At 42.2% G+C, this 22,857-nt stretch carries 22 protein-coding genes; all 22 read right to left on the bottom strand.

Going from position 1 to position 22,857, the window contains the following annotated elements; all coding sequences use genetic code 11:
* Positions 1–45: 45 nt before the first annotated feature.
* The gene (locus tag VEHSUH05_RS05925) at positions 46–843 is read right to left on the bottom strand and encodes a CpsB/CapC family capsule biosynthesis tyrosine phosphatase (protein WP_105091036.1); all 798 of its coding nucleotides are present in this window, start codon (positions 841–843) and stop codon (positions 46–48) included.
* A gap of 219 nt (positions 844–1,062) precedes the next feature.
* A complete protein-coding gene (locus tag VEHSUH05_RS05920) occupies positions 1,063–1,515 on the bottom strand; it encodes a VanZ family protein (protein WP_105091035.1) in 453 nt (150 codons plus the stop codon).
* Positions 1,516–1,551: 36 nt separating this feature from the next.
* Positions 1,552–2,718 (bottom strand): nucleotide sugar dehydrogenase, encoded by a 1,167-nt coding sequence (locus VEHSUH05_RS05915; RefSeq protein WP_105091034.1) that lies wholly within the window; start codon positions 2,716–2,718, stop codon positions 1,552–1,554.
* Entirely contained in the window at positions 2,719–3,816 is a 1,098-nt protein-coding gene (locus tag VEHSUH05_RS05910; protein WP_105091033.1) for an NAD-dependent epimerase/dehydratase family protein, read from the bottom strand. It lies immediately after the preceding gene.
* A gap of 27 nt (positions 3,817–3,843) precedes the next feature.
* Entirely contained in the window at positions 3,844–5,295 is a 1,452-nt protein-coding gene (locus tag VEHSUH05_RS05905) for a lipopolysaccharide biosynthesis protein (RefSeq protein WP_105091032.1), read from the bottom strand.
* Positions 5,295–6,434 (bottom strand): CapA family protein, encoded by a 1,140-nt coding sequence (locus VEHSUH05_RS05900; protein WP_105091031.1) that lies wholly within the window; start codon positions 6,432–6,434, stop codon positions 5,295–5,297. The genes VEHSUH05_RS05905 and VEHSUH05_RS05900 overlap by 1 nt, the downstream gene beginning before the upstream one ends.
* Positions 6,412–7,344 carry an ATP-grasp fold amidoligase family protein gene (locus VEHSUH05_RS05895; protein WP_105091030.1) on the bottom strand — a complete coding sequence of 311 codons (933 nt, stop codon included), beginning with the start codon at positions 7,342–7,344 and terminating at the stop codon, positions 6,412–6,414. Before VEHSUH05_RS05895 ends, VEHSUH05_RS05900 begins: the two co-directional genes overlap by 23 nt.
* Positions 7,331–8,563 carry an O-antigen ligase family protein gene (locus tag VEHSUH05_RS05890; RefSeq protein ID WP_038114537.1) on the bottom strand — a complete coding sequence of 411 codons (1,233 nt, stop codon included), beginning with the start codon at positions 8,561–8,563 and terminating at the stop codon, positions 7,331–7,333. Before VEHSUH05_RS05890 ends, VEHSUH05_RS05895 begins: the two co-directional genes overlap by 14 nt.
* Positions 8,564–8,582: 19 nt before the next feature.
* Positions 8,583–9,650 carry a glycosyltransferase gene (locus VEHSUH05_RS05885; protein ID WP_105091029.1) on the bottom strand — a complete coding sequence of 356 codons (1,068 nt, stop codon included), beginning with the start codon at positions 9,648–9,650 and terminating at the stop codon, positions 8,583–8,585.
* Positions 9,647–10,696 carry an NAD-dependent epimerase/dehydratase family protein gene (locus VEHSUH05_RS05880; RefSeq protein WP_105091028.1) on the bottom strand — a complete coding sequence of 350 codons (1,050 nt, stop codon included), beginning with the start codon at positions 10,694–10,696 and terminating at the stop codon, positions 9,647–9,649. The genes VEHSUH05_RS05885 and VEHSUH05_RS05880 overlap by 4 nt, the downstream gene beginning before the upstream one ends.
* Complete coding sequence (locus VEHSUH05_RS05875; RefSeq protein ID WP_105091027.1) at positions 10,689–11,414, bottom strand: IspD/TarI family cytidylyltransferase; 726 nt, start codon at positions 11,412–11,414, stop codon at positions 10,689–10,691. The genes VEHSUH05_RS05880 and VEHSUH05_RS05875 overlap by 8 nt, the downstream gene beginning before the upstream one ends.
* Positions 11,415–11,423: 9 nt before the next feature.
* Positions 11,424–12,290, bottom strand: coding sequence for a LicD family protein (locus tag VEHSUH05_RS05870; protein WP_105091026.1), 867 nt, complete (start codon positions 12,288–12,290; stop codon positions 11,424–11,426).
* A gap of 11 nt (positions 12,291–12,301) precedes the next feature.
* On the bottom strand, positions 12,302–12,988 hold the full coding sequence (locus VEHSUH05_RS05865; protein WP_105091025.1) for a sugar transferase: 687 nt from the start codon (positions 12,986–12,988) through the stop codon (positions 12,302–12,304).
* The gene (locus tag VEHSUH05_RS05860; protein ID WP_105091024.1) at positions 12,982–14,181 is read right to left on the bottom strand and encodes a DegT/DnrJ/EryC1/StrS family aminotransferase; all 1,200 of its coding nucleotides are present in this window, start codon (positions 14,179–14,181) and stop codon (positions 12,982–12,984) included. Before VEHSUH05_RS05860 ends, VEHSUH05_RS05865 begins: the two co-directional genes overlap by 7 nt.
* 38 nt (positions 14,182–14,219) lie before the next feature.
* Positions 14,220–14,831 (bottom strand): CpsD/CapB family tyrosine-protein kinase, encoded by a 612-nt coding sequence (locus tag VEHSUH05_RS05855; protein WP_105091023.1) that lies wholly within the window; start codon positions 14,829–14,831, stop codon positions 14,220–14,222.
* A gap of 1 nt (position 14,832) precedes the next feature.
* Positions 14,833–16,287, bottom strand: a complete 1,455-nt coding sequence (locus VEHSUH05_RS05850) for a GumC family protein (protein ID WP_105091022.1) — start codon at positions 16,285–16,287, stop codon at positions 14,833–14,835.
* A 153-nt stretch (positions 16,288–16,440) separates the two neighbouring features.
* Positions 16,441–18,267 carry a polysaccharide biosynthesis protein gene (locus VEHSUH05_RS05845; protein WP_105091021.1) on the bottom strand — a complete coding sequence of 609 codons (1,827 nt, stop codon included), beginning with the start codon at positions 18,265–18,267 and terminating at the stop codon, positions 16,441–16,443.
* A 41-nt stretch (positions 18,268–18,308) separates the two neighbouring features.
* Positions 18,309–19,058, bottom strand: a complete 750-nt coding sequence (locus VEHSUH05_RS05840) for a polysaccharide biosynthesis/export family protein (protein ID WP_038114517.1) — start codon at positions 19,056–19,058, stop codon at positions 18,309–18,311.
* Positions 19,059–19,470: 412 nt separating this feature from the next.
* A complete protein-coding gene (locus VEHSUH05_RS05835; protein WP_054673122.1) occupies positions 19,471–20,181 on the bottom strand; it encodes an ABC transporter ATP-binding protein in 711 nt (236 codons plus the stop codon).
* A gap of 1 nt (position 20,182) precedes the next feature.
* Positions 20,183–20,941 carry an ABC transporter ATP-binding protein gene (locus VEHSUH05_RS05830; protein WP_105091020.1) on the bottom strand — a complete coding sequence of 253 codons (759 nt, stop codon included), beginning with the start codon at positions 20,939–20,941 and terminating at the stop codon, positions 20,183–20,185.
* Between the two features lie 11 nt (positions 20,942–20,952).
* Positions 20,953–21,963, bottom strand: coding sequence for a branched-chain amino acid ABC transporter permease (locus VEHSUH05_RS05825; protein ID WP_105091019.1), 1,011 nt, complete (start codon positions 21,961–21,963; stop codon positions 20,953–20,955).
* Positions 21,963–22,844 (bottom strand): branched-chain amino acid ABC transporter permease, encoded by an 882-nt coding sequence (locus tag VEHSUH05_RS05820; protein WP_105091018.1) that lies wholly within the window; start codon positions 22,842–22,844, stop codon positions 21,963–21,965. Before VEHSUH05_RS05820 ends, VEHSUH05_RS05825 begins: the two co-directional genes overlap by 1 nt.
* Positions 22,845–22,857 lie beyond the last annotated feature (13 nt).

Raw genomic sequence — 22,857 nt, 5'->3', positions numbered from 1 at the left:
GCTCCTGTATCCATATCACTAGAATACAGGAACCCCTGTTATAACTTATAAAGTAAACCCGAATAAACGAGTCCAGAAATTTCCTTTTCCCCCTACCCAGCGGGAAGGTACATGCGGATAAAACACACGATTAGCCAGCAGATCCCGCTCATTTAGCTGTACATCAGATAGCAAATCCTGTTTATACGTACTATCGAGTCGAGATATGGACTCCATATACTCTCTATACGCCAACGCATTGTCACAGCTGCCGGATCCGAAGAAATGAATAAGTCCGTTTCTATACAGTTCAACCGCTCTATGATAGTTAGGAGAGCTGATATCAAACGATGCCATACTGCATTGAATCAGAATTCCTTTATCCACCCATTCCAATAATTGCTCAGGCTGAGCGAATAAATTACGACGTGCTTCCAAATCACTGATAATAGGTATAATCCCTAAATTCAACAATGCCAACAGCCATGCATTAATATGATGGATCTTGCTGTTTTCAGAAACAGTTACAAGCATAAAATGGCTCTGCCCCAATAAATATTGAGTTCTGTGTGTTTTGATATAGGATATCATATCATCGCTGAGCATAACACGCGCACCATCATGAATAGTAACATTTACATGTTCTTTTTTTAGCGCAAGACGCAAATCCTTTAATAAAGATTCCATATATGCCCACTCATCAATTCCCATATCTATCGTCACAGTAGGGGCACTAAAAATATCTGTAATCCCCTGTGCGACTAAAGATTTAATCATCTGTACGGATTCCGCCAACGTTTGAGGCTTCTCTGCGCCCGATACGCCCGGCAAAATACAACCGTGTAAATCCACCACCCGATGCATGACCTTTCCTTCCGTTCTATATATTATGTAACAAAAAATTATCTCAAAACCACTTAATTCATCTTTTGTTCATAATTATAGCAAGAGAAAAGTCGATTGTACAGCATTATTTCTATAAAAATACATAAACTCAATCAGGCCCACTTAACAAAAATTTTATTATTTCATCATTTACTCATATAAAAATCCCCATGTTCAATCCGGAACATGAGGAACTTTTTATTTATAATGTTTTGAAGATGACTCAGATTGCCCTATATATAGGATTACTTTCACCACGATAATCCCTATGATAACCCCTAACGTATCGATAAGTACATCCGACAACTGTGAACTGCGTCCGGGGCTAAAACGTTGCAAAAATTCATCTAATGCAGCAACAGCAATACCGATCTCGACGGTCTTCAGCACGGTGCCATAGGTGATATATCGTTTTAATATTATATATAAAACCCCGCCAAGAAAAGCAAATTCAGTTACATGGGCCAACTTGCGCACCACCCGATTCAGACTCCATATATTGGCATGAAATCCAAGTTTATGAACGAATGGCAGCAGCCATTTCGCAAAAACGAGACTGAATCCATCAGATGTGCCTCCGTTTTGTAGAGAGTTATCCCATATAAAAAATATGATTAAGCTAAGCACGATATATAATCCGAAACGTTTCATCAATCTCTCCTATGTTACCGTACATACAGCTTTGTATTAATCACGGTCAAAAATGTCTCGCGTATATACTTTATCCACAACATCCTCCAAAGCGGCATCCCACCGATTGGCCACGATGACATCACTAACGCGTTTAAAATCTTCAAGATTTCGAATGATAGGTGAATGAAAGAACTCCTCCGCTTCCAGCGTAGGTTCATAAACGACAACGGCAATTCCTTTCGCCTTAATACGTTTCATCACCCCTTGAATAGCGGATGCTCTGAAATTATCAGAATTCATCTTCATTGTCAACCGATAAATTCCAACTATCTTCGGATCTTTGCCAATAATCACATCCGCAATATGATCTTTACGCGTCCGATTAGCATCGACAATAGCGGAAATCAAGTTTTGCGGTACATCATTATAATTAGCTAACAGCTGTTTTGTATCCTTCGGCAAACAATATCCGCCATAGCCGAAAGATGGATTGTTATAAAAATCTCCGATACGCGGATCCAGACATACGCCGTTGATAATCTGACTCGTATTAAGCCCGCGCACCTCCGCATATGAATCAAGTTCATTAAAGTATGCCACGCGAAGTGCCAAATACGTATTGGCAAATAACTTAATCGCCTCAGCCTCAGTAGAATCCGTATATAATTGTGGCACATTTTCCTTAATCGCTCCGTCCGCAAGAAGTTGTCCAAACCGACGAGCCCGTTCCGAATCTTCCCCTACCACGATTCTCGACGGATGAAGATTATCATAGAGCGCCTTTCCTTCTCGTAAGAACTCAGGTGAAAAGATGATTTTATCGGTATTAAAACGCTCTCTCATCTGCATCGTGTAGCCTACGGGAACGGTGGATTTGATAATCATCACTGCATCCGGATTAATTTCTAACACATTTTCGATAACTTGTTCTACAGAGGACGTATCAAAAAAGTTTTTTTGCGGATCGTAGTTAGTCGGTGTGGAAATGATGACATAATCAGCGTCTTTATAAGCTTCTACAGGATCTAAAGTCGCTTTAAAATTTAAATCCTTGTGCTGTAAATATTCATTCAGCTCCGCATCTACGATTGGGGATTCACCGCGATTCAGCATATCCACCTTTTCCGCTACGATATCCAGCGCTATCACTTCATTATGCTGAGCTAATAATACGCCATTCGATAAGCCCACATAGCCTGTACCGGCAATTGCAATTTTCATTTATTCGCCCTCCATCATATAAAACGATTTATACCAGGTGGCAAACTGTCTCAAGCCATCCCGTAGTGATGTATTCGGTTTAAAACCGAAATCCCTTTCCAAGTCGCTCGTATCAGCATAGGTAACAGGTACATCACCGGGTTGCATAGGAACCAATTCCTTATGTGCCTCAAAATCATAATTTGACGATAAAACGCCGGCGGCCACAAGTTCTTCCGATAAAATCCGCACAAAATCCAATAGATTTTCCGGACGACTGTTGCCGATGTTGTAGATTGCGTATGGTGGTTCCGGTAATCCATCAGCACCATTACGCCGTTCAGGGGCAACAGTTATTACCTTCTGAACACCTTGTACGATATCATCGATATAGGTAAAGTCACGTTTGCAGTTACCATAATTAAATATCTTGATCGTTCCGCCGCTACGCAATGTATTAGTAAATCCGAAATACGCCATATCAGGACGTCCCGCCGGTCCATATACAGTAAAGAATCGAAGGCCCGTGCTCGGAATATTGTACAGCTTTGCGTAGGAATACGCTAACAGCTCATTTGATTTTTTAGTCGCCGCATAGAGAGATACCGGATTATCCACCTTATGTTCCGTCGAATAGGGAATGCGTTTATTTGCTCCGTATACGGAGGATGACGATGCATATACCAAGTGTTCAACACCGCTGCCATCACTGTCATACGAATGACGACAGGCTTCTAAAATATTATAAAAACCTATGATGTTCGACTCTATATACGCGTCCGGATTTGTAATGGAATACCGCACGCCGGCCTGAGCCGCCAGATTCACTACGATACGAGGATGGTACGTATTAAAAATAGTATCGATAAAATCCTTATCCGCAATGTTTCCCTTCTTAAAAATCCACGTATTACCCTTACGATTAGCCAATTTCTGAATTTGTTCCAATCGATAATCCTTCAGAGCTACATCATAATAATCATTAACAGAGTCTATGCCGATAATGTGTGTACCTTCCGCTTCTTTCAGCAAGGACATAACAAGATTGGCCCCTATGAATCCGGCTGCTCCCGTTACAAGGATAACTGTATTATTTAATTCTACATTTTGTGAAAGCATATATACTCCTTTCATGTTTTCTGTTGATTATGAACGCCTCAGCTTACCGAGCACCATACGATATCCGGAGGTAATAATTATTCGTTCCGACGGAATCGCATATAGAATTGCCACATACAATATGACACATAGCAACATGCATAGGATTGTCCATCCATAAGAATTGCTCAATGTTAATGCTTCATAGGCTAAAGCTCCCACTACAGCCGATGTGAGCAGATATATTTTAATATTTGATATGACGCGCCATGCGCTCATATGAACAAATACCGCCAGCAATAACATCGCAACCGCCATCATTTCCAAACGGACCAATGATCGAGCGTATACAAAAGTGGTGAAATCATATTGAATACATATATAGATAACGGGTACCAATACTATAAGATGGAGAATTTGACATAAAAAAGATAAATTCGGAACACCTTTAGACCGGAATATCTCGGAAATAAGATTCGCCGTTACCGTCATGATAGCCGAGCTGAGCGCCCATGAACCGAGTACGATTCCCGCCAGTCCCCATTGAGGGCCCAAGAGAATCTGCACCACAAAATCCTGAAAAACAAAGAGACCTACACCGATAGGCACTAAGAATAACGCCATATATCGCTGAAAGGTGAAGAACGTTTCGGAAAAAGCCTTTTCATCATGTTGTACACGACTCAGTGCCGCAAACAGCACGGGTGCTAATGACGATGTCGCTATAGACATCACAGTCGTAACGATAGCCATCGGCATTTTATAAATACCTAAATAATATGCATTTAGAAAATGTCCTATGATAAACGTATCGACCCAAGCGGTCAACCATATAGAAAAAGCTTCGGCCAAAGACCATGCACTATAGCTGAACATCCCCATAAAAATACGCCTGTCAAAAAACAGATGTATCTGATTTTTTCGACTGTAAAATAACGCAATAGACGTCAATAATTGAGCGACTAATATGCCTCCGATCAGTGACCAGTAGTCGAATCCCATGAGGGCCAGGGGAATAGAAACAGCTATAGGCGTTATGATTGTAATAAACCGAATCTTTAAGAGAAATCGGAAATTAAAATCCCTTCTGTACAAGGCCATCTGTACGCTACTGAAAGCGGACAAGGGAATCATGGATCCCATAACTGCTAGAGGAATACCTAGGCCTTCATTACCGACCAATGTAGCCAGTTCATCACGACCGACGATGATACATCCCCATAATATAAGAGACAGGACCAGATTGGCCACAAAGGCCACATCCGTAGCCTGTTGTTTATCCTCTTCAGAGTCAAACTCATGCTGGACCAAAAACTTTTGAAAACCCGCATCAGCCAACATTTCCGCGAAGGATATGACCATCATAATCGTCGCCAATATACCGAACGCCGTCGGCGCCAGCATATGAGCCAATATTATATTTGTCAGTGGTGTTATGAGCTTCGCCAAGACCTCTGTAATAATAGACCATTTGGCGGCAACTACGATTTTTGTATCCATTACTTCTTATTTATATTCTTTATTCCGCGTAAAAACAGCTCATGATGTGCTTCACATTCCAAGTAATTCTGTATTGCCAGATAGCTGGTTTTTCCTAAAATAAGATTCACTAACTTGCGTAAAAATAATGCATTAAGCGCCCGTACAACAAAGGAACGCCCTAGAAACTCCCGCAAATATCGATTTACATGAGTGTCGGCGAACGCCTTATACGCCTGCAATACAAAATGAGGATCCTTGATCTGCGCATTTCGCGCCTCATAGTCAGCCAATATTTCGTTCGCCTCACTTGACGTCGCTAAACGAATACCTATGTCCGTCTTTCGTATCGGGATTTCATTAACTATAAAATGATCCTTTGTAACATCTACGGCTAAAAGTAATGACTCTCTTATAAACTCTCCATATTTCGTGAAAAAATTGGAATCAAAGATAAAATTGCCTTGCCCGTAAATGATACTGCCATCCTTATAGTTTTCACGCGAGCCGATACAGTGGCTGTGTTGGCACACTACAAGATCCGCCCCTTTATCGACAAATTTACGGCAATATTTCTGCAGCATAGGCGACGGATATCTATAAAACTCCTTGCCGCCATGATAGAGGACGATGACATAATCACATTGTGCCTTCAGCTCGGCTACATCGTCAAAGCTTTCCAGCACATCAAACGGATTAGCCCCCGCCTTATGAGCGGATGCAATGGTGAACTCCCGTTCCGAGCACATATAAAGGCCTACACGAATGCCATCTTTCTCAAAGATGAAAGGCTTTTTCGCCTCCTCTTGATCATTGCCTACACCGCCATAAAGAATATTATGTTCTTCCAATAGCTTTGTCGTTGCCTTTAACCCCTGTACACCCTGATCCAAACTATGATTATTTGCCAAGGTCAGAAATAAAGGCTGTAATCGTGCGTATCCATGAATCGTTTTCGATGGAGACTCTAAATTATTACCGAATTTCTCAATCGGTGTTGACACATCCGCTAAGGGAACCTCCAGATTAAATATATTCAAATCAGATGCATGCAATATCTCATACACTTCTTTGCCTACTAATGATTCTATATCACCAGACTCAAAATAGCTTCTATTCACATCCGTAGATACAAAATCAGCTCCGATGTACAGTTTCAAGATCTAGCCACCCTCCTACCTCATAATCCATATCTATGGATCTAAAAGGTTCAAATCCTGCACCGGGGAACAGCGTTAACTCCCCAACATATAAATGACCATTTATTTCATAAAAATCAATGCGTATGAACGGACAGTCCTTACTTAATATGCGGGCCACACGCAACATATCGTCAAACGTCTGAGGCCGCGGAAATTCAGGTACCGCCAACTCATGAAGGCGGAATCCGACTTTCATAGGTTTCCAATCCAGGTCATAAAAATTCATCTTCGTACCGTTTTTGGAAAAGCGATCTGAACAGACAATCGTCAACTTCGGCTGACCGTTAAATACGAACATTTTATAATCCAGTAAGTTCTTCTCGCCGAGTTCCTCCATATACGGCTCGGCGATGATGCGCCGAGGCACATCGTGATAGGCCCATTCTCTGGCGATACGGTAGTAATCACGACTCAATGATTTCTGCAGCGTTTTTTTTGCCGCTTCTATATCAAAAGTCTTACGGTCCTTACAAATGACAAGACCCCCGCTATCATGAGTACATTTGAGAACAAATTGTGGCGGTAAGGAATCAAAATCAATATCATCCACCGAATCCCAGACACCTATAGCCGGTATTACATACTCCGCACCTACGGCTTCTGTGATAAAAGATTTCGCTTCGTATTTATCCACCATCTTTGTATGAATAGGTTTACGATTATGAATTTTAAGCCATTGTAACTTTTCGCTAAAACTCTTCGGATTTTCAAGATCTAATGGATAGTCCATATACTTAGGAAACACAGTTTTCAGAAAATCACTGTCAGACAATTTATCGTAATAACCTAATTTTGTTAATACCCGTGTGCGATAATATACATCCCCCAGAAAGGACAATCCCTGTTTCAACAATTTACTTAGCTGCATTTTTCCGTCCTTTCCTTAAAATCTGTACTTCCAAGAAAAATAACATCATGTAAAAATAGGTACTCTTACTTTCATAAGATACCATCCCCATATCCATCACGAGCTGCGATAATAAGAGGATTAAAACCATCACATATTCATTGCTGTGAAAGTCATGATATCGAATCATGTTATAAACTAGATACACATACATGGAGTAATACGTGACAAGACCTATAACGCCGGTCCCTGCCAAAAGCTCAATATAGTTATTGTGCAAATAATAATTATCTCTGCCAAAGATAAAGTATGTAAATACAGATGGATTATTGACACCTACACCGGTTATAGGAGATTGATAAAATAAATCCCATCCGATATCCACAAGAGACATGCGTATCATGGTGGATGAATCCCCACCTGTTCCGGAGAATGCCGCCACCATATCTTCCATTCTCGTCAACACTTCTTCAAACATCGGTAATTGTAGAACCATTATGCCGATAGCAATTAATCCTGCCAAAGAACCGACCAGTTTCAGAATAGAATGTAGCGCATTCGAACTGCGGAAACTTTTACAAACAAAGAGCAGAACAATACCGACCACGACAAAAACAAGAGCCTTGCGACTGCCCGTAGCGGCCAAAATACCCAGAGTCGGCAAAGCGATTACATTCCACCAGCGTGGCTTGTCATACATCATATAATAAATGGTCATAACAATGGCATTAGCCCCCAAAAGGCCTACCGTATTAGCATTTAATGCATCATTAGCAATACGTGCCGATGACGACAAAACCGTAATGAAGTAATCCAATCCATAAAAATATACCGTGTAAAAGCAGACGATATAGCCTGTCCACATGCCGATTTTTAAAAGGGAGTCCACCGTCGGCTTATCCTGATAGCACATATATAAAACGATGAGCATACAGAATATTTTTACGATATCAAAGCTACGACTCATGGCCACTGCCGGGTCCATCGCATTAATAGCGCTGAGATAACAGGCTCCGATAAAAAGCAGCATATAAGCGTGCATCCAGGTGAATCTAAACTTGATAATCCCCCGCTCACGAATCAGATAAAACAATATGAGGCCAAACAAACATACAAACAATACATAAGCACCATAATCCGCATCGCCGAGGGCAAAGGAAATGGTCAATGACAACACCAAAAACAGTAGAGTAATGAACCATATCATGCGATCAGCAAGAGCCGTTATATTTAACTTCAATGGTTCTCCTCCTTACAACTCATAAAACTTCCAACCAGCGTTTTGCAATTTTCCATAACGGAAACTCATCGCGAACCTTGATAGCCTCCCGAGATAATCGCGCTGCTAGCGCAGGATCACATAACACACTGCGCATCGCTTTATACATGGCCTCAGTATCCCTTACAGGTACTAACAGACCGTTTTCACCGTTACGGATAACCATCCGCGCACCGCCTACCGGGCAATCCGTCACTACGGAAGGTAAACCCATGCCGAGCGCCTCTAGCATAGAGTTTGATATACCTTCAAAATCGGAAGACGACACATACATAGCACATGGTGCCACCTTCTCTAAAATGTTATCGGCAAACCCCGGTAACAGAATACGATCTTCCAGATTAAGCGATTTAATCTGAGCCCGTAATTCATCCTCCAGCACGCCTTGTCCGTAAATAACCAGTTTGTAATCCGGAAATTCGTCGGCTAACATGCTGAAAGCATTGATCATCATAGGTAGGTTCTTCTGCGGATGTAAACGACATGCGGTAACGATAACTTTCTCCCGTTCTCCCTCTATAGGAGGCGGTAACTTTCCGTTGATAGGATTCGGAATGATAACGCCCCTTTTTTGAACGGATCGCGGAAAATAAGATTTTGCATCCTCCGTCTGAAAAACCACAGCATCCGCAAAAAGAAATGCAAAGTTGCGCAATGCCTGCTGATGCCAACCGACAGGAACCTTTCGAGGATTATTTCGTTCGGAGAAAACGATGCGATTCTTTACAAACCATGAACTGATAGCCAAAATAAAGCTGGATGCGGATAAAAAGGATAAGCATGTCGCATCGGATCTCGTTTTGAGGATCTTAATCAGCTCTTTTATCTCCTGTATAAAGCGAATCACCTTATTCGAACTGGTCGTGTGAATCTGAATCGATTCGATGCCCTCCGCCAATGCATATTCGTTACCGTATCGATTGGGACTCGTCTGAATGACCGTAATATGATGACCCTCTTGTACCCATTGGCGAGAAAGCTCCGTCAAAATTCGTTCCGCCCCGTCATTTCCCAGAGAGATGGTAACGATAATAATTTCTTTCTTCATGAACATTCCTCTCTGATATATTCGACTAATTTTATATAAGCTTCTTCCATCGATATTTTCGGTTCCCATCCCAAAGCCTTCAATTTCTTTGAGCTTAAAAACATATGAACCGTCGGTGCATAACCGAGCCCGCTAACATCGTCCGGAATATCAAATATAACCTTACTTCGATCATGGCTCACATGGTGAGCTACCAAATTGGCAATGCTGGCGATAGATCTAGTTTCTTCATCATTACATACATTATATGCCTCACCGGCCTGTCCCTTATGCATAAGCACAAGAATCGCCGACAATGCATCCGTTATATAACAATAATTTGACATAGAGTCGCCTTTCGTATGAAGCACAATATCCTCATTGGCGATAGCGCTCTTTGTGAACTGCATGAAGACACGATTGTCTGAAACAGGCACTCCGGGACCGAAGGTCTGCGCCAATCGCGCTATCACGGCAGGCACATCATACTCTACGGCATATGATTTGCAGTAACACTCACAAAGTCTTTTACTTTCAGAATAAGAACTGCGCACATTAAGATGATCCAAATAGCCTGACTGATCCTCGGTCATAACTTGACCTGACTCATTCGGCACACCATATTGTTCCATGCTCGACAAATAGATTAATTTCTTGACCCTATTGCGATGTCCTAATTCCAACATCGCCTCAGTACCCGAAACGGATGTATGTATCGTTTCTACGGGATGTTCCACAAAGAATTTGGATTGTGTCGGCGCCGCACCATGCAGAATATAATCGCAGGATACATCCACCGCATCGAGAGAGGTATCAATCAACTCGATACCTTCACGATTGAGGAAATCTCCAAATATGGACTTTGCCTTGTCCTTGCTGCGCACATGACCTATGATATGCAAATCAAGCTTGTGCACCTCATCGGCAATCAGCAACAATTTGATAAACATGGAGCCTATAAGGCCCGTCGCCCCCGTAACAAGAATGTGTTGATTGCGAAGCGGAACAAAGAGTGGTGTCTCTCTAACTAAGGAGGTTAACTCGCGTTGTATAACGGAATTATTCATCTTGAAGGCCTCCCAATTCGCGATTTTTTATAATCCCCGTGAACATATAGTAATCCGAAGGGGTTGTAATCTTTATATTTTCCGACGTTCCCATCACCGGATACAGTTCATACCCGTAATGCATCATCATCGAGGCGGAATCTATAAAATCATGTATGCCGTCACGCTTCGCCTGTTCGTGAACATGCAATATATCATCTAGGCGAAAACTTTGTGGTGCTTTGGCCATCAAGCATTCATCACGGTTTAAAATGCGTCGAATAGCCTTTCCTTGGGTAACCATTACAGTCTCAATAGCCGGAGTTACCGTAATTGCAGACCCGTTTTTCTCAACGGATACAATGTTCCGCTCAATAGTCATACTATCAACAAGCGGACGCACGCCGTCATGGATGAGTACCGTCACCGTATCTTCGTCGGAATATAAACGTTTTGTTTCGAGTAATCCGTTAAATTGCGATTCCAATGCGGTAGCGCCGCCTGCTACGACGGAAACCACCTTTGAAATGTTTGCATCTTCAATTAACTGTTTCGTATGATCGATCCATTCTTCTTTACAGGCCAGTACGATACCGTCTATAGCCTCGGTACGTTCAAAGACTTCCAGAGTCTGTATCAATATAGGCTTACCGTTCCATTGTAGGAACTGCTTCGGTGTCTTACTGTTTTTCATTCGAGCACCTACGCCGCCCGCAAAAATTACTGCAATTCGTTTCATAGGCCCTCCTTATATCTGTGAAGAATCCTTCGCATAATGAATACCTTTATAGGCTTTATAACCCGTATGCAAATCTGCAAAGACCGCATCATGTTTTGCCACGCGTTGTTCCTCCGGAGGTAATTGCATATAATCCCCCCAGATAAGGCGCAAATATCGTTCATAGCCTTTCATAACCGGGATTTGATGCCCTTCAAAGTTTTTATATACAACAGAGCTGAAATCTTCTTGAGGATGACGTAATTTCATCCCTTTCAAACTACCGATCAATTCGGTACATTCAGCACTGGTATTAAAATCATATTGACTCATCTTCTTCTCTGCATAGCGCCAGATGTGATACCGCACAGAAGGTCCGGAGATAATCTTATAAATTCCCCCTGCCAAAGCGCGATATACAGGACCTTTATTATCTGGTAACCGTTGCGCATTGAACAGAGCGAACATCATGGCCCACATCAACTGCAACATCCGGCTGATTTTACCAGGTGCACATCCATCTATAGGCATAATTTCTAAGGCCAGTCCATGACATATATCCTCGTTCATGCTATGACGATTGATAAATGTCGTGTGATTATCCCGTATGGAGGCGCCTGCATCGTGATAAATATGATTGCGGTCTGTTCTACAATAAGTGAAACGCTCCGTATCAGCATATTTTGGCCATAATATCGCTAATTTTTCATAATCCGGCCGAGGCATAAAAATATCTAAATCATCATCCCAGGGGATAAATCCCTCATGTCTGACAGCCCCGATGAGACCACCGCCACAGAGATAGAATCGCAAATTATGTGCATCACAAAACTCTTTAAAGTACAGCAACATTGCAAGTTCTTTCTCTTGTATTTCCTTTGTCATAGATGTACTCATAGGGACCTCTTTCATCGCAATACGGCAACAACCGTATCTATCATCGTTTTTATGTCACTCCAAAAGGAGAACTCTTTAATACTTTTCAGATTCCACGCCATCTTCTCCGGCAACACCTGTTCAATATAAACCCGATCCACATTATGCGCATCTTGTAAAAGCTGATCTTCATCCTTATAGGCGATGCTGGCCACACTGGTTACACCTGCCGGTAATAATAATGTAGCTTTCATTTCATCCGTATAAGCATCCACATAGCGAGGTACTTCCGGACGCGTGCCGACAAAGCTCATATCCCCTAAGAAAATATTAATCAGCTGCGGCAATTCATCAAGCCGACATTTGCGAAGCATATGACCCACCTTGGTAACGCGCATATCGCTTTTAGATGTCACTTGAGCCCCTAAAGACTCCGCATCTTTCACCATCGTACGGAACTTGTAGATTTCAAAGGTGCGTCCATATTGAGTCACGCGTGTCTGTCGAAAGAATATTTCACCTTCGCTGTCACACTTAATCATGATACTCAGAACTAAAAATACAGGACTGAGACAGACGAGCATAACAGCTGAAACGATGCGGTCAAAAATGCTTTTACAGAACAAACTGCCACGCTTCTTATTCAGTATGTCAAAGTAGGGACGCACCGCCTCGCACTGAAGTTCAGCAGGCAAATCGTAAAAGTGTCGTACTAACATTCGTCAAGAATCCTTTTGAAATTATCAATTATATACTGCACTTCCTCATCGGTAAGTCGCGTATGAAGCGGCAATGTAATTTCATTGGCGAACTGATGATACGCATTTGGATAATCATCAATGGTAAATCCTAATTTTTTATATGCCGTATGCATCGGAATCGGCTTGTAATGCACATTCGTTGCAATCCCTGCATTCGCCATAGCCTCTATGAATGTATTGCGATATTCACTATCGCGACCGTCAAGGCGCACCAAGTAGAGATGACCGCTACTTTCATGATCTTTTGTATAGTGATTCAATACGGTTACAGGCAAATCTTTAAAGGCTTTATCATAGGTTTTAATGATTTCCTTACGTCTCGCTAACAGTTGCGGGTATCGCTCAAATTGAGCAAGTCCGATAGCGGCCATAATATCCGTCATATTACATTTGTAATATGTACCCTTGATATCATATTCCCAAGCGCCTACCTTTGTTTTCGCCAAAGCATCTTTATCTTGACCATGAAGTGATAAGAGCTGAAATTCCTTGTACATCTGTTCATCATCGACACCGTCGATATGACGCCACGTAGCACAGCCACCTTCTGCTGTGGTGAAATTTTTTACCGCATGAAAGGAGAAACTGCTGAAATCCGCCACATTCCCTGTAGGAGTCCCCTTATAAGATGCTCCGAATGAATGTGCGCAATCCGCTACCACCGGAATACGGCCCAAAGCCTTTTGCAGGTCATTGGCCGGTTTAAATAAAGTTTTTTTATCTTCCACAATACGGAATATGCGTTCATAATCACATGGAACGCCCGCTATATCAACAGGTATAATCGCCTTCGTCTTAGATGTAATGGCCGCCTTTACAGCATCATAGTCCATTTCATAAGAGTTCGGCTGTGTATCGACAAGCACTAAGGTTGCACCCACATGAATGACAGGGCTGGCACTGGCTGTGTAAGAATATGCCGTAGTAATCACTTCATCACCGGGCCCGATTCCCAGCACGTGTAATATGAGCTCTAAAGCCGCCGTAGCGGAATTCAAGCACACCGCTTTAGGCGTGCCCAACTGATGGGCGATACGCTTTTCCAGTTCTTTTGTACGAGGACCGGTTGTAATCCAGCCACTTTGTAATGCGGCAACGACCTCATTTATCTCTAGCTCTGTAATATCAGGAGGAGAAAAATTAATTTTCATAGTAATCACCTCAATGCTTTCTATCTTATGCAAAAAACTTATGCGTCTATTACAATGGAGCCCAATAATGGAACGCCTACTTGAGTAAGTCGCTTTTTAGCTTCTTTCAAATCATCGGGACTTACCCCGCCGTTGCGGGCAACAATGATAACGCCATCGGATTTTTCTGCCAGTACCACTGCATCGGTTACCGCTAATACAGGCGGCGTATCGACAATAATAACATCGTATTCATCGCGCACATAATTCAAAATTGTAGGTAACTTACTGGAGTCTACTACATCAGACGGTCGCTCAACAGGGTCCCCCGCAGCAAGTATATCCAAATGAGGCTCCACATTGCGATGGATCGTCAAATCTTCATCCATGAGAACCGCATTTGTAAGTCCTCGATTCTGCACATCAAAAGCGACGTGCTGAATAGGATTACGCAAATTACCGTCCACTAACAGTACTTTATCGTTATTTTTCGACAATGATAATGCTACATTAGCCGCCACCTCAGATGTGCCTTCACCACTGGTAGCCGCCGTAATACAAATAAGCTTTCCATGCTTACGATTGCATACGTACTGTAGATTACTGCGCAATGTACGATATGCTTCAACAAACGGTGTATCACCGTGTTCTTTTGAAATTAATCTGATCATACTATCCTCTCAGTTTTCTCCACCATACAGCCATACGACTACCGGATTCTTCATAGTCTTTATAGTCCTTACGTTGATGATTAGGAATCACACCTAAATTTTGAACGCCCAAGATAGAGTCCACTTCTTGAACGGATTGAATCTTTCGATTCCACAAGGATTGACCCAACACATAGAGGCACCCCAAAATTAAGCCGATAATAGCGGATCCCACCAAAATAAGAATACTGCGCGGAGCAACTGTTTTTTCCGGTAATGTAGGCGCATCGACTATCTGTACTTCATTCGGAACCATTACTTCCGCCACTTTCGCTTCTTCTAACCGTTTTGAAAGCATGGAATAAATATCTTGAGCTACATCTACATCACGTTTTGCTTTAATATAGCCCCGTTCTTTTTCCGGTAGGCTTTTCATAGCCTCTTCGTTCGTCTTATCTAGATTTGCCAACGCGGCTTCTTTACCTTGTGCAACCGCAAGAGCCGCCTCATTTTTAAACTTATCCGCAAGCAGACCTTGCTGCGCGGAGTTACTGGAAGGAGCTTGTTGCGTAGCGATAGCATTGATTTCTGTATTAAGACCGTTCTTAGCTTCAGCAATTTGCTGATTTAACTCTTTCATAACCGGATGTTCATCCGTGTATTTGCCCACATAAGAAGCCTTACGAGATTCAAGTTCCGCCAATTGCGTCTTATAGGCCTGTACGGTAGAGCTATCCGCAATGCTTCGACCGGCGGACCCCAATTGCTCATTAATACTGCCCAATGCGGCTTGTGCCGTTTCCAAGTCCAGTTTATTCTGCGCTTTTTCCTTATCGATGAGCGTAATGGTATCCGTTAAGCCCCTCATCTGATCACTGGTAGAATATACGTTGTTATCTACCTGAAACTGTTGTAGTCTCTTCTCGGCCTCATCCAGTTCAGCCTTTGCGGACACCACCCGTTTTTGTAAAAACTCACGAGTCGCCCGTTGTTCAACATGAGATAACTCGGCTAAACGTTTTAAAAAGGTATCGATTAAAAATTGATTCGCATTTTGTGCCTGTTCCGGAGTACGACCGGTAACATTTACCTGTAACAATTCTGTTTCTTTAAACGGTTTTGTTTCGATTCGATTTTTTACGAATTCTTCATAGGTCGGAACACTGTCCTCCCCATCTTGTTCTTCAATAGAGGCCATGAGCGGTTCCACCACATTACGGCTCTTTAAAATTTCCGCATCCGTATTCATCAACTGACGCGCCATCGTGTCTGTAAATCCGTTTGGACTCGACAATACCGAATTACCTAAATCCTGTGCCTGTTTAATACGCAACATGGATGTCGATTGATATGTAGCAGGCGCGAGCAGCACATAAGTGCCTCCCAGCAAAATACAAACAGCGGTTATATTTAAAATCTTGCGGCGTTTCCGCACAAGTAGCTTAGCTACCTCTTGTAAATCAATAATTTGTTCCACCCATATACCCCTTTCTATGAAAGTATGCAAACAACGAAATCTCTCCCTTATTTTCATTCATAGCCATATATGAGCTAATATAAAAATAACGATATGATTTCCGATGGATAGCAATTGCATCACAACTATCGTTATACCTTATACAACAATACATCATACATTATGATTCGGATGATACGTAGGGATGATATCCTTCAACACATTGATGACATCCATATCCGTCTTGCAATTTTGAAAGCGATCAATTTCACGACTGAGCCAATCTTGATCCACTTCTTCCAAAGCGGCCTCAAATATCTTCTTATGCTTCGTCTTGTTGATGCCTTCTCCGGCAGTTAATAATTCTTCGTATTTCTTTTCACCAGGTCTAAGTCCTGTAAATTCAATACGAATATCCTTATCAGGCTCAAATCCCGATAAGCTAATCATATTTTTCGCCAAGTCCACAATTTTAACGGGCTCACCCATATCGAGAAGGAATACTTCTCCTCCTTGCCCCATGGCGCCGGCTTGTAATACGAGCTGACTCGCCTCCGGAATCGTCATAAAATATCGTGTCATCTCCGGATCGGTAACAGTTACCGGACCACCGGCTTCAATTTGCTTTCTAAATAGCGGAATAACAGAACCACGACTGCCCAGTACATTACCGAATCTAACGGTAATATACTTTGTTTCGTACTTGTGATTCATGCCGAGAACCACCTTTTCCGCGACGCGTTTCGTAGCCCCCATGACACTCGTCGGATTTACAGCCTTATCCGTGGAAATCATAACAAATCGTTCCACCCCATGAGCACCGGCTACATCCGCTACATTACGAGTTCCGTAAATATTATTAAACACGGCCGCAATCGGTTGCACTTCCATGAGCGGAACATGCTTATGAGCCGCCGCATGAAATACGACATCAGGTTTATAATGGGTAAAAATCTGTTCCAATTGAAACTTATCACGAATATCCGCGATAATAGGGACCACAGTCCCTTCCGGAACTAATTCTTTAAGCTCCTGATGAATCAAGTAAATACTATTCTCACCATGCCCCAACAGTAATAACTGTTTAGGTTTAACCCGTAAAACCTGACGACAGATCTCGGAACCGATTGAACCACCTGCACCGGTAACCAATACCACCTTATCCTGCAGATAAGGTGCCACCTGTGATGTATCAAGGTGGATTTCATCCCGCTCCAACAGATCCTCGATGGATACGGGGTGTAAATGCGAAACGAGAACTTCATCATCAAGCAGTTGATACATCCCCGGCAATGTATTTACCTTACATTTCAACGGAGAACAGATTTCCATGATTTTTCGTATTACCTCCCGCTTAACGGACGGCATGGCAATAATAATTTCTTCAATTTTATATTTCGATACGATCTCAGGAATATCCTGACGCTTTCCTAAAATACGCAAACCGCTCATGAGACGGTTGTACTTCACTTCATCATCATCGATAAAGCCGATAACTTTACGGGACCGTTTATGATAGCGCTCAATTTCACGAGCTATAGTAGCCCCCGCATCGCCGGCACCGATAATCAACGTATTAACCTGTTTGCTTTCATCATCATCGTTTCCGCCGTAGTAAAGCGCTAAATAGTGTAATAACATACGCCCCATACCAACAACACCGGTTGTAAGGAACCAGATGATAAAGTACACGGACCTTGGTAGGGATTTACCAAAGAAGAACATAGATGAGTAAAATATAGCTGTACCTAATGTAGTTGCCACAAATACGGCAAGCAGTTCACGCATGCCTGCATATCGCCAAATGCGGGTATACAAATGCATCACTAAAAACATTAAGATATATGCAACTATTAAGAGTGGTAACGCCCCCACCATTTGATAGATATATTGAGGCTCAATATAACCGTCAAATCGTATAAACAGGCCGATAAACGCCACAACGACAACGGTAATAATATCAGCAAACAATAAAATCCCAGGTAGTAAATATGAACGCAAATAAATTCCCCCCCTTATGTGGTGAATAAGATTGCTATCTTCTAATCTTTCCCGATTCGAGATACCATATACGCCCCCGTCAAAATCGGCGCAATATCACGAGCGAAGTTGATACGACTATTTTTAGTTAAGTATAGAATGTCGCCTTCTCGCATCACATAGTTTTCCGACATATCGCCGGTTTGTAACATCTTATTAAGATTAATAGCAATCGGTTTTTCCGGATCATTCTGGTGAATCAGATAAATTTTCTTCTTTGCCGTATCCCAGTTAAAGCTACCGGCCGCACCAATAGCATCGATAACCGTACTGGACTTCGTCAATGTATAAGCACCAGGCTTATTAATTTCTCCAAATACATAAACACGAACGCCGCCGAGTTTTGTCACATTCACGGATATGTCGGGATTAACGATATATCTGGACAGGCCCTGCTGCAGTTGTGCCGTAAATTCATCAACGGTAAGTCCGTCTGCTTTCACAGGTCCTACCATCGGGAACGTTACATATCCGTCAGGACGAACCGCATACACGATATCCTGACCGTTACGCGTACCTAAATCGGCTTGCTGCACAACCTGAATCGACAATTCATCGCCCTGGCGCAGTCGATATTCTTTATCCGAACTCACAGCTGTAGCACTTGATTCCAATGGGGCATTAACTTGATTCTCCGCTATTTTATTCGTTTTGCTGTAATCATGTTGCTGCGATACATTTACCGGTGCAGACATCGCCGTACCGGTAACACAAATAAAAGCCGCCATAATCATACATTGTTTTCTGTTCATACTATGCCTCTTTTACCTTTATTACATATCACGAAATACGTTTTAAATCTAAATTTTTAACTATAAAAAAAGATTAAAGCAATTTTATCATTATTTTATATAAAAATCTATGAAAATGAATATGCTTATCCAAGATTCATAAAATATTTAACATCGAATCCTATCGTTATCATATTTACTTCATCTTTTATACATAATTTTTTTATCGTAATAAATCATGAATCTATAATTAAGCACTCAAAGTATAAATATTTTATAAACCAACTATATTCTAAGCTCATGAGTGCCACATGATATCATCAATTTTACTTATTAACGAGAAAAAAGGTGTATATACTAAACCAGTAGTATATACACCTTTTGGGTATTACATAAGCCAAATTAAATAGCTGTCTGACCAATCATTATTCTACTATTCTACGCGACCGCCAAGGTAAGCCTCCATAACGCGAGGGTTATGACGAATATCTTCAGCAGGTCCGTTCAAAACCATTTTACCGGTTTCCAGTACATAAGCGTAATCGGCAATCTTCAATGCTTGCCGTACATTCTGTTCCACCAGAAGAACAGTAGTCCCTTCCGCACTAATTTCCTTTATGGTCTCAAAGATTTCATTGACCACAAGCGGCGCCAGACCCATGGACGGTTCATCGAGCAACAACAATTTAGGGCGGGCCATTAATGCGCGACCGATTGCCAACATCTGTTGCTGTCCGCCAGATAATGTTCCGCCTAATTGGTAACTACGTTCATCGAGAATAGGAAACCGTTTAAATACTTTTTTAATATCCGCTTCGATTTCATCGTCATTGCGAATATACGCACCCATTTCAAGATTTTCATAAACACTCATATCCTGTAAAATTTGGCGCCCTTCCGGAACAAGGGATATACCATTTTTTACAATATAATGTGTTTTATGACCTGTAATATCCTGACCTTCAAATATTACGCGCCCCGATGTCGGTTTTACAAGGCCCATAATCGTCTTCATGGTCGTAGACTTACCGGCACCGTTCGCACCGATTAAAGATACGATGGCACCTTGAGGAACCTCCAAGCTTATATCTTTCAAAGCCGTAATATGTCCGTAACCGGCCACGATATTTTCCAGTTTTAACATATTACACCTCCTTACCTAAATAAGCTTCAATAACGGCATCATTATTCTGAATTTCTTGCGGAGTTCCTTCTGCAATTTTCTTGCCGAAATTAAATACTACTAAACGATCGCAGATATTCATCATCAAAGCCATATCATGTTCAATAACAACCACGGTAATGCCGAGATCACGAATTTTACCGATGAGTTGTCGCAATGCTTCGGTTTCACTATCATTCATCCCCGCCGCCGGTTCATCCAGCAAAATTAATTGTGGATGCGTCGCTAATGCACGTGCGATTTCAAGACGCCGCTGTTTACCGTACGGCAACGATGTGGCCACTTCTTCCGCATCGGCTTCAAGACCTACCAGCTTTAAAAACTCATAGGCAATACCACGACAACGCTCTTCTTCGATGCGTTGCCGTTTTGTTCTAAAGAAGCTGGATATAATGCCGGAGCCGGTTCGACAATGCATGCCCGTCAATACCGTCTCCAATGCCGTCATATTACCGAAGAGCCGAATATTTTGAAATGTACGGGCAATGCCCATTTCCACTGTTCTATGTGGTTTGATGCCGATAACGGACATACCGTCGAATACAATTTCTCCGGATGTAACCGGAAAGACCCCGGTAATCAAATTGAATAGAGTTGTCTTGCCTGCTCCATTCGGACCGATAACACCGAATACTTCCCCCTGCTTAACACCAAAGGAGATACCTGTGAGAGCTGCAACGCCACCAAAGCTTTTACTTACATCATTTAATTCTAATAGCATTCAGTTCCCTCCTATTCCTTCGATTCAGCCTGTTTTCGTTTATACGCTTCAAAACGCTCCGTTAACACTTGCGTTTCCGGAATATAAGGGGCTTTTTTAAATCCTAATTTACGACTGATACGGTCCACCATAGATTCTGTTAAAATACCGTCCGGTCGAACAGCCATTAAAATGACAAGTAACGCACCGTAAATAATGTCTCGATAATCGGACAAGAAACGTAATACTTCCGGCAATAATGTAAGAATAAATGAACCTAATACGGATCCCCATACTACATTTGAACCGCCAAACACAGGGAATAACAAGATTTGTACCACCTTATGATAGCTGAAATCTGTAGGATTAATGAAATTTGTAACATGTGCATACAATCCACCGCCGATACCGGCAATAAAAGCACCGATGATAAAAGCCATCATCTTATAGTACACTACATTAATTCCCATCAATTCAGCCGCATGATCATCCGCTTTGATCGCAGCAAAGGCTCTACCGACGCGACTATTATTGATACGCACACAAAAAGCAATGGTAATGGCCAATATGATAAATAAAATGATGATGGCCATTAAATTTCCCCATGTAACGGCATCGATGCCCATAAGACCATCCAAGTCATATTCGTAGGCATAATTTGTAAGCTCCTGAGGAATAGACGGAATACCGGATAAACCCAACGCGCCATTCGTAACATCAAGATTCAAAAATACAACGCGCACAACTTCACCAAATCCCAATGTGGCAATAGCTAAATATAAACCGCGAAGACGTGTCGTAGGTAAACCGATAACTACGGCCACGAGGCTTGCCACCAATCCTCCGACGATAATACCTACAACGATAGGTAATTCAGCTTTCAGGGAAAGCAATGCCCCCACATACGCACCGACGCTCATAAATCCGGCTGCACCGAGGGAAAGCTGTCCGCTGGACAATGTAAAGTAGATGGAAATCCCCATAATGGCGTTGATGATAAAGAACATCACAATTTGAAGATAATAAGGGTTTAACAAATCCATTATGGTCTCCCCCCTTTATCTTTAGAACCGAATAGACCTTGCGGGCGCCAGAATAATAATAAAATGATAAGACCGAATGCCACGGCATCGCGGAATGTAGATGCCCCGTATGCAACAGAAAAAACCTCCGCCACACCGAGAATAAAGCCGCCCACCATAGCACCTGTAATATTACCAAGTCCGCCCAAAATTAGCACGGCAAGTCCTTTAAAACCAATGATAACCCCCATAGTAGGCTCAATAGCGTTAAACGATAACCCTACAAGCACACCTGCTGCAGCTCCTAATGCAGACGCAATCATAACCGTTAGGGAAATGATCAGGGTCGGATTAATACCGAGCAATGCAGCCGTTTCTGTACTTAACGATACGGCACGAATCGCTTTACCGATTTTAGTCTTTTTAATAACTATATTTAAGATAAGCATCAGCAAGACGGACACGCCTAAACCGATGATTTGTACCATGGAAATTTTAAACGCCCCGAAATCGATGAGTCCACCGATATAATCTGTCGGAAAGGATCTCGTTTGAGGTCCCCAAAGCAATAATGCCAAACTTTCAATAAAGATAGAGACACCGATGGTACTGATAAGCGGTGCCAAATGAGACACCTTTTTCTTGCGTAGCGGACGAAGCGCCACAAGTTCTAATAGGTAACCGAGGATAGCTCCTACAGCCATAGCAACGATAAGGGCTACAAAAATGTTGACATTGAAAATTGTCACCATAAAAAGACCAACGAAGGCACCTACCATGAAGATGCCTCCGTGAGCCATGTTGATAATATTCAAAACGCCGAACACTAGTGTTAAGCCGATAGCGAGTACAGCATATAAGCTACCGAGGGTTAACCCGTTAACCAATTGTTGTAAAAACACTATACTACCTCAA

Origin of the sequence: Veillonella denticariosi JCM 15641 (assembly GCF_002959855.1) — a bacterium.
Lineage (GTDB): Bacteria > Bacillota > Negativicutes > Veillonellales > Veillonellaceae > Veillonella > Veillonella denticariosi.
Note: the sequence above shows the minus strand (reverse complement) of the source record. Positions and strands in the feature narration are given on the sequence as shown.

Excerpts from the sequence above, each read along its gene's own strand:
- VEHSUH05_RS05925 (WP_105091036.1), bottom strand. The coding sequence starts at position 843 with ATGCATCGGGTGGTGGATTTACACGGTTGTATTTTGCCGGGCGTATCG.
- VEHSUH05_RS05920 (WP_105091035.1), bottom strand. The coding sequence starts at position 1,515 with ATGAAACGTTTCGGATTATATATCGTGCTTAGCTTAATCATATTTTTT.
- VEHSUH05_RS05915 (WP_105091034.1), bottom strand. The coding sequence starts at position 2,718 with ATGAAAATTGCAATTGCCGGTACAGGCTATGTGGGCTTATCGAATGGC.
- VEHSUH05_RS05910 (WP_105091033.1), bottom strand. The coding sequence starts at position 3,816 with ATGCTTTCACAAAATGTAGAATTAAATAATACAGTTATCCTTGTAACG.
- VEHSUH05_RS05905 (WP_105091032.1), bottom strand. The coding sequence starts at position 5,295 with ATGGATACAAAAATCGTAGTTGCCGCCAAATGGTCTATTATTACAGAG.
- VEHSUH05_RS05895 (WP_105091030.1), bottom strand. The coding sequence starts at position 7,344 with ATGCAGCTAAGTAAATTGTTGAAACAGGGATTGTCCTTTCTGGGGGAT.
- VEHSUH05_RS05885 (WP_105091029.1), bottom strand. The coding sequence starts at position 9,650 with ATGAAGAAAGAAATTATTATCGTTACCATCTCTCTGGGAAATGACGGG.
- VEHSUH05_RS05880 (WP_105091028.1), bottom strand. The coding sequence starts at position 10,696 with ATGAATAATTCCGTTATACAACGCGAGTTAACCTCCTTAGTTAGAGAG.
- VEHSUH05_RS05875 (WP_105091027.1), bottom strand. The coding sequence starts at position 11,414 with ATGAAACGAATTGCAGTAATTTTTGCGGGCGGCGTAGGTGCTCGAATG.
- VEHSUH05_RS05870 (WP_105091026.1), bottom strand. The coding sequence starts at position 12,290 with ATGAGTACATCTATGACAAAGGAAATACAAGAGAAAGAACTTGCAATG.
- VEHSUH05_RS05865 (WP_105091025.1), bottom strand. The coding sequence starts at position 12,988 with ATGTTAGTACGACACTTTTACGATTTGCCTGCTGAACTTCAGTGCGAG.
- VEHSUH05_RS05860 (WP_105091024.1), bottom strand. The coding sequence starts at position 14,181 with ATGAAAATTAATTTTTCTCCTCCTGATATTACAGAGCTAGAGATAAAT.
- VEHSUH05_RS05855 (WP_105091023.1), bottom strand. The coding sequence starts at position 14,831 with ATGATCAGATTAATTTCAAAAGAACACGGTGATACACCGTTTGTTGAA.
- VEHSUH05_RS05840 (WP_038114517.1), bottom strand. The coding sequence starts at position 19,058 with ATGAACAGAAAACAATGTATGATTATGGCGGCTTTTATTTGTGTTACC.
- VEHSUH05_RS05835 (WP_054673122.1), bottom strand. The coding sequence starts at position 20,181 with ATGTTAAAACTGGAAAATATCGTGGCCGGTTACGGACATATTACGGCT.
- VEHSUH05_RS05830 (WP_105091020.1), bottom strand. The coding sequence starts at position 20,941 with ATGCTATTAGAATTAAATGATGTAAGTAAAAGCTTTGGTGGCGTTGCA.
- VEHSUH05_RS05825 (WP_105091019.1), bottom strand. The coding sequence starts at position 21,963 with ATGGATTTGTTAAACCCTTATTATCTTCAAATTGTGATGTTCTTTATC.